At 64.2% G+C, this 6040-nt stretch carries 5 protein-coding genes; 4 read left to right on the forward strand and 1 reads right to left on the reverse strand.

Annotated features, from left to right (window positions below; genetic code table 11):
* Positions 1-78 precede the first annotated feature (78 nt).
* Positions 79-1047, reverse strand: a complete 969-nt coding sequence (locus NUV89_RS26750; RefSeq protein WP_257783681.1) for a LysR family transcriptional regulator — start codon at positions 1045-1047, stop codon at positions 79-81.
* A gap of 182 nt (positions 1048-1229) precedes the next feature.
* Here NUV89_RS26750 and NUV89_RS26755 point away from each other — a divergent pair, with 182 nt between their 5' ends.
* The 4 genes from NUV89_RS26755 to NUV89_RS26770 are packed head-to-tail and all read left to right on the forward strand — an operon-like array spanning position 1230 to position 5990.
* Positions 1230-2741: an efflux transporter outer membrane subunit gene (locus NUV89_RS26755; RefSeq protein ID WP_257783682.1), complete on the forward strand. Its 1512-nt coding sequence runs from the start codon at positions 1230-1232 to the stop codon at positions 2739-2741.
* Positions 2742-2751: 10 nt separating this feature from the next.
* A complete protein-coding gene (locus NUV89_RS26760; protein WP_257783683.1) occupies positions 2752-4929 on the forward strand; it encodes an FUSC family protein in 2178 nt (725 codons plus the stop codon).
* Positions 4919-5119: a DUF1656 domain-containing protein gene (locus NUV89_RS26765; RefSeq protein WP_017738673.1), complete on the forward strand. Its 201-nt coding sequence runs from the start codon at positions 4919-4921 to the stop codon at positions 5117-5119. The genes NUV89_RS26760 and NUV89_RS26765 overlap by 11 nt, the downstream gene beginning before the upstream one ends.
* A gap of 10 nt (positions 5120-5129) precedes the next feature.
* Positions 5130-5990 (forward strand): HlyD family secretion protein, encoded by an 861-nt coding sequence (locus NUV89_RS26770; protein ID WP_124527408.1) that lies wholly within the window; start codon positions 5130-5132, stop codon positions 5988-5990.
* Positions 5991-6040: the final 50 nt, after the last annotated feature.

Genomic DNA, 6040 nt, shown 5'->3' on the forward strand with positions numbered 1-6040 from the left:
GATAAAGATTGATTGACTGACACACCGCTTTCGCGAGCAAGCCCGCTCCCACATTGGAACTCTACCGTCTGATGTTTATCAGTTGGCCAAACGAGCGCCGCCCAACCCGCCACTCAACTCATACGCCGCCAACTCCGCCTGGTGCGCCGCGAGAATCTCCGGCAACGACCCGCGCAGGTATTCCACCCACGTCTTGATCTTCGCATCCAGGTACTGGCGCGACGGGTAGATGGCGTACAGGTTCAGCTCCTGCGAGCGGTACGTTGGCATCACCCGCACCAGCGTGCCGTTGCGCAGGCCCTCAATCGCGGCATACACCGGCAACAAACCGACGCCCATGCCGCTGGTGATCGCGGTTTTCATCGCGTCGGCCGAGTTGACCAGGAACGGTGAAGAATTGATCGCGACGCTTTCCTGGCCTTCGGGGCCGTTGAAGGTCCACTTGTCCAGCTGGATCACCGGGCTGACCAGGCGCAGGCAGGCGTGGTTGAGCAAGTCAGTGGGGCGTTGCGCGCAGCCCTTGGCCTTGACGTAATCCGGCGAGGCGCAGGCGATGCTGTAGGTGATGCCCAGGCGCTGGGAGACGAAACCCGAATCCGGCAGCTCGCTGGCCAGCACGATGGATACGTCGTAGCCCTCGTCGAGCAAGTCCGGCACGCGGTTGGCCAGGGTCAGGTCGAAGGTCACGTCCGGGTGGGTGCGGCGGTAGCGGGCGATGGCGTCGATCACGAAATGCTGGCCGATGCCGGTCATGGTGTGCACTTTCAACTGCCCGGCGGGGCGCGCGTGGGCGTCGCTGGCTTCGGCTTCGGCTTCTTCGACGTAGGCCAGGATCTGTTCGCAGCGCAGCAAATAGCGTTTACCGGCTTCGGTCAGCGCGATGCGGCGGGTGGTGCGGTTGAGCAAGCGGGTTTGCAGGTGGGCCTCCAGGTTGGAGACCGCGCGCGAGACGTTGGCCGTGGTGGTGTCCAGTTGCGCGGCGGCGGCGGTGAAGCTGCCGGCTTCGGCCACGCAACTGAACGCGCGCATGTTTTGCAAAGTGTCCATGGGGTGTTCTCAAGGGAGATAGCAAATTGTGACAGAAAGTTACGCCGTCCAGTGATCCCTACCAACGGATTATCGCTTGAACGGTAACAAAGATTCACAGGAATGCCAGCTTATCGTCCTCTGTGCCGCCGCCTAGAATTGCGCCACCTACCCCGCAATACCACCTCAGGAATTCGTTCGCCGTGCCGCGTCGCATCAGCAGAGAGCTGAAGACTCTCAGTGTTTGGGCCTTATCGTTAGCAATCAGCGGCTGCATCGGAACCGGAGGAATCGCCCCCCAAGGCCAGGCCCTCAGCGCCAATACCCTGGCCACCGACGAAGCGATCCAGAGCGCCGCCCGGGACGCCCATTGGCCCACCGCCCAATGGTGGCAAGCCTACGGCGACCCCCAACTCAACCGCTGGGTGGCCCTCGCCACGCACAACAGCCCGAGCATGGCCATGGCCGCCGCGCGTGTGCGTGAAGCACGGGCCATGGCCGGGATTGCCGAATCGGCCGAGTCGTTGCAGATCAACAGCGACACTACCCTCAAACGCCACAACTGGCCGAAGGATCAGTTCTACGGCCCCGGCGAGCTGAGCGGCGCCAACACCTGGGACAACAACTCATCCCTGGGCCTGAGCTATGCCCTCGACCTGTGGGGCCGCGAAAGCAACACCACCGAGCGTGCCGTGGACATGGCCCACATGAGCGCTGCCGAAGCGCGCCAGGCCCAGCTCGAACTGCAAAACAACGTGGTGCGCGCCTATATCCAGCTGTCGTTGCACTACGCCAACCGCGACATCGTTGCGGCCACCCTGGCCCAGCAACAGCAGATCCTCGACCTGGCCAACAAACGCCTGGATGCCGGGATCGGCACTCACTTCGACGTCAGCCAGGCTGAAACCCCGTTGCCGGAAACCCATCGCCAACTGGACGCCCTCGACGAAGAGATCGCCCTGAGCCGCAACCAGCTCGCGGCCTTGGCGGGCAAAGGCCCGGGGGAGGGCGCGCAGCTGCAACGACCGAGCCTGGCCCTGGCCGCACCGCTGAAACTGCCGTCGAGCCTGCCCGCGCAATTGCTCGGCCAGCGCCCGGACGTGGTCGCCAGCCGCTGGCAGGTCGCGGCCCAGGCCCGTGGCATCGATGTGGCCCACGCCGGCTTTTACCCCAACGTCGACCTGGTCGGCAGCCTCGGCTACATGGCCACGGGCGGCGGCATGCTGGAGTTTCTCGCCGGCAAGAAATTCAACTACAACGTCGGCCCGGCGATCACCTTGCCGATCTTCGATGGCGGGCGTTTGCGTGCCGAGTTGGGCGAAGCCAGCGCGGGCTACGACATCGCCGTGGCCCGGTACAACCAGACCCTGGTCAATGCACTCAAGGGCATCAGCGACCAATTGATCCGCCGCGAGTCCATGGACAAGCAACAAGGCTTCGCCGCGCAATCGGTGGCCTCGGCGCAGAAAACCTACGACATCGCGATGATCGCCTACCAGCGCGGCCTCACCGATTACCTCAATGTGCTCAATGCGCAGACCTTGCTGTTTCACCAGCAGCAGATCGAACAACAGGTCCAGGCCGCACGCCTGACGGCCCATGCCGAACTGGTCACCGCCTTGGGCGGCGGCCTCGGTGCTGGCAACGATGTGCCCCAAGCCGACAAGACCCTCCCGAGCAAGACCCCGGCGGCCCTCGCCGTGTTTGATCACTGAGTAGGATTGAATGACTCCCTTGCCTGCACCGCTGCGCTGGTTGCACGCCCTTGAGTGGCGCCGCGGTTTCTTCGACTGGGCGCGCAGCGACGGCGTGACCTGGGTGTATATCTTCAAGGTGCTGATCGCCGCGTTCCTCACGCTGTGGCTGGCGATGCGCCTGGAACTGCCGCAACCGCGCACCGCGATGATCACCGTGTTTATCGTGATGCAACCGCAGAGCGGCCAGGTGTTTGCCAAGAGCTTCTATCGCTTCCTTGGCACCCTGGCGGGATCGGCGGTGATGGTGTTGTTGATCGCCTTGTTTGCGCAGAACACCGAGTTGTTCCTTGGTGCGTTGGCGATCTGGGTGGGCATTTGCACCGCGGGCGCGACCCGTAATCGCAACTTTCGCGCCTATGGATTTGTTCTCGCCGGTTACACCGCCGCGATGGTCGGCCTGCCGGCCCTGGCGCACCCGGACGGCGCGTTCATGGCGGCAGTGTGGCGGGTGCTGGAGATTTCCCTGGGCATTTTGTGCTCCACCCTGGTCAGCGCCGCGATCCTGCCGCAGACCTCCAGCGCCGCCATGCGCAACGCCTTGTACCAGCGCTTCGGCGTGTTTGCGCTGTTCGTCACCGACGGCCTGCGTGGGCGCAGCCAGCGTGACGGGTTCGAGGCCAGCAACGTGCGGTTTATCGCCGAAGCCGTGGGCCTGGAAGGGCTACGCAGCCTCACCGTGTTCGAAGACCCGCACATGCGTCGGCGCAACGGTCGGCTCAGTCGCCTCAACAGCGAATTCATGAGCATCACCACGCGCTTCAATGCCCTGCACCAGTTGCTCGAACGGCTGCGCACCGATGCGGCCGATCACGTGGTCGCGGCGATCAAGCCGGGCCTGCACGACCTTGCCGAAGTGCTCGACGGTTTCTCCGGCCGCGCCCTCACCAGCCCGGATGCGGCTCGGTTGGTGGCGCAACTCGCCGCCTACAAGGACGACTTGCCCGCCAAGGTGCGCAGCCTGCGGGCGGCATTCCAGGAAGGCGAGCCCACCGAGGCCGAACAGCTGGATTTCCACACGGCCTATGAGCTGCTTTATCGCTTCGTCGACGACCTGCACAACTACGCGCTCACCCACGCATCCCTGGCCGACCACAGCCACGCCCGCGAAGACTGGGACGAACCCTACACGCCAAAAACCAACTGGCTGGCCTGCGCCGCCTCGGGGATTCGCGCGTCGTTCATCCTGGTCGTGCTGGGCAGTTACTGGGTGGCCACCGCCTGGCCGAGCGGCGCGACCATGACCCTGATCGCCGCCGCCACCGTCGGCCTGTCCGCCGCCACGCCCAACCCCAAGCGCATGGCATTCCAGATGGCCTGCGGCACCTTGATCGGTGCGCTGGTGGGTTTTGTCGAAATGTTCTTCGTGTTCCCGTGGATCGACGGTTTTCCGCTGCTGTGCGTAATGCTCGCACCGGTGATCGTCCTCGGCGCGTTCCTCGCCTCACGCCCGCAATACGCCGGGGTGGGCGTCGGCCTGCTGATCTTCTTCAGCACCGGCTCGGTGCCGGACAACCTCACGGTCTACAACCCCTACACCTTTATCAACGACTACATCGCGATGATTATCGGCATGCTCGTCTGCGCGGCGGCGGGGGCGATCATCCTGCCGCCCAACAGCCGCTGGTTGTGGCGCCGCCTGGAGCAGGACCTGCGCGAGCAAGTGGTGTATGCCATCAGCGGCAAGCTCAAGGGCCTGGCGTCGAGTTTCGAAAGCCGCACCCGCGACCTGCTGCACCAGGCCTATGGCCTTGCCGTCGGCCAGCCGCAAGTGCAGCGCGACCTGCTGCGCTGGATGTTCGTGGTATTGGAAGTCGGCCACGCGATCATCGAGTTGCGCAAGGAACAGGCGATTTTGCCGGTGCACCCGGCCTACGCCGAATCCCAGCCGTGGCGCCAGGCGATCCGCGTGATGGGCCGTTCGCTGGTGCGTCTGTTCCTGCAACCCAGCGCGAGCAACCTGGAGCGCGGCCTGATCGCCGTGGACCATGCGATCAGCCGCGTACAGGCCACCGATGAACCCTTCGCCCCGCACTTCGACACCTCGGCCCTGCGCCGGGTGAAAAGCTACCTGCACTTTATCCGCACCTCGCTGCTGGACCCGCAATCGCCCCTCGCTGCCCTCAAAGGAGCTGCGCATGCCCCGTGAAATCGCGTTCCACGGCATCTACATGCCGACCATGACCCTGATGTTCCTGATCGCAGCCGTGTTGGCCTGGGCCCTGGACCGCTTCCTGGCCGGGTTCGACCTGTACCGTTTTTTCTGGCACCCGGCGTTGCTGCGCCTGAGCCTGTTCGTTTGCCTGTTCGGCGCCCTGGCGCTGACCGTCTACCGTTGAGAATGCCCCGATGAAAAAGTTTTTCAGCCTGCTTGCCACCTTGCTGGTACTGGCTTTGGCGATGTGGATTGGCCGCACATTGTGGGTGCACTACATGCAAACCCCCTGGACCCGCGACGGCCGCGTGCGCGCCGACATCATCAACGTCGCCGCCGACGTCACTGGCGAAGTGGTCGATGTGCCGGTGCGCGACAACCAGTTGGTGAAGAAGGGCGACCTGCTGATGCAGATCGACCCCGAGCACTACCGCATCGCGGTCAAACAGGCGCAATCGCTGGTGGCGTCACGCAAAGCCACCTGGGAAATGCGCAAGGTCAACGCCCACCGCCGCGCCGACCTCGACGCCCTGGTGATCTCCAAGGAAAACCGCGACGACGCCAGCAACATCGCCGACTCGGCCCTGGCCGATTACCAGCACGCCCTGGCGCAACTGGAAGCGGCTGAGCTGAACCTCAAGCGCACCCAGGTGCTGGCGGCGGTGGACGGCTACGTCACCAACCTCAACGTGCATCGCGGCGACTATGCGCGCATCGGCGAGGCGAAGATGGCCGTGGTGGATATGAATTCCTTCTGGGTCTATGGCTTCTTTGAAGAAACCAAGCTGCCCCATGTGAAGGTGGGCGATAAAGCTGACATGCAGCTCATGAGCGGCGAGACCTTGAAGGGCCATGTGGAAAGCATCTCGCGGGGCATCTACGACCGCGACAACCCCGAGAGCCGCGAGTTGGTCGCGGATGTGAACCCGACGTTCAACTGGGTGCGTCTGGCGCAGCGGGTGCCGGTGCGGATTCATATTGATGAAGTGCCGGAAGGGGTGCTGTTGGCCGCCGGTATTACCTGCACCGTGATCGTCAACCAAACACACAACTGAATGTGGGAGCGGGCGGGGGGGGGGGGGGGGGGGGGGGGGGCCCCTATTAT

It is taken from the genome of Pseudomonas sp. 18.1.10 (assembly GCF_024655625.1).
In the GTDB taxonomy this organism is placed as follows: Bacteria; Pseudomonadota; Gammaproteobacteria; order Pseudomonadales; family Pseudomonadaceae; genus Aquipseudomonas.

What these genes read in the sequence shown, in the direction of transcription:
- NUV89_RS26750 (WP_257783681.1), bottom strand. Translation starts at nt 1,047, where the DNA reads ATGGACACTTTGCAAAACATGCGCGCGTTCAGTTGCGTGGCCGAAGCC.
- NUV89_RS26760 (WP_257783683.1), top strand. Translation starts at nt 2,752, where the DNA reads ATGACTCCCTTGCCTGCACCGCTGCGCTGGTTGCACGCCCTTGAGTGG.
- NUV89_RS26765 (WP_017738673.1), top strand. Translation starts at nt 4,919, where the DNA reads ATGCCCCGTGAAATCGCGTTCCACGGCATCTACATGCCGACCATGACC.
- NUV89_RS26770 (WP_124527408.1), top strand. Translation starts at nt 5,130, where the DNA reads ATGAAAAAGTTTTTCAGCCTGCTTGCCACCTTGCTGGTACTGGCTTTG.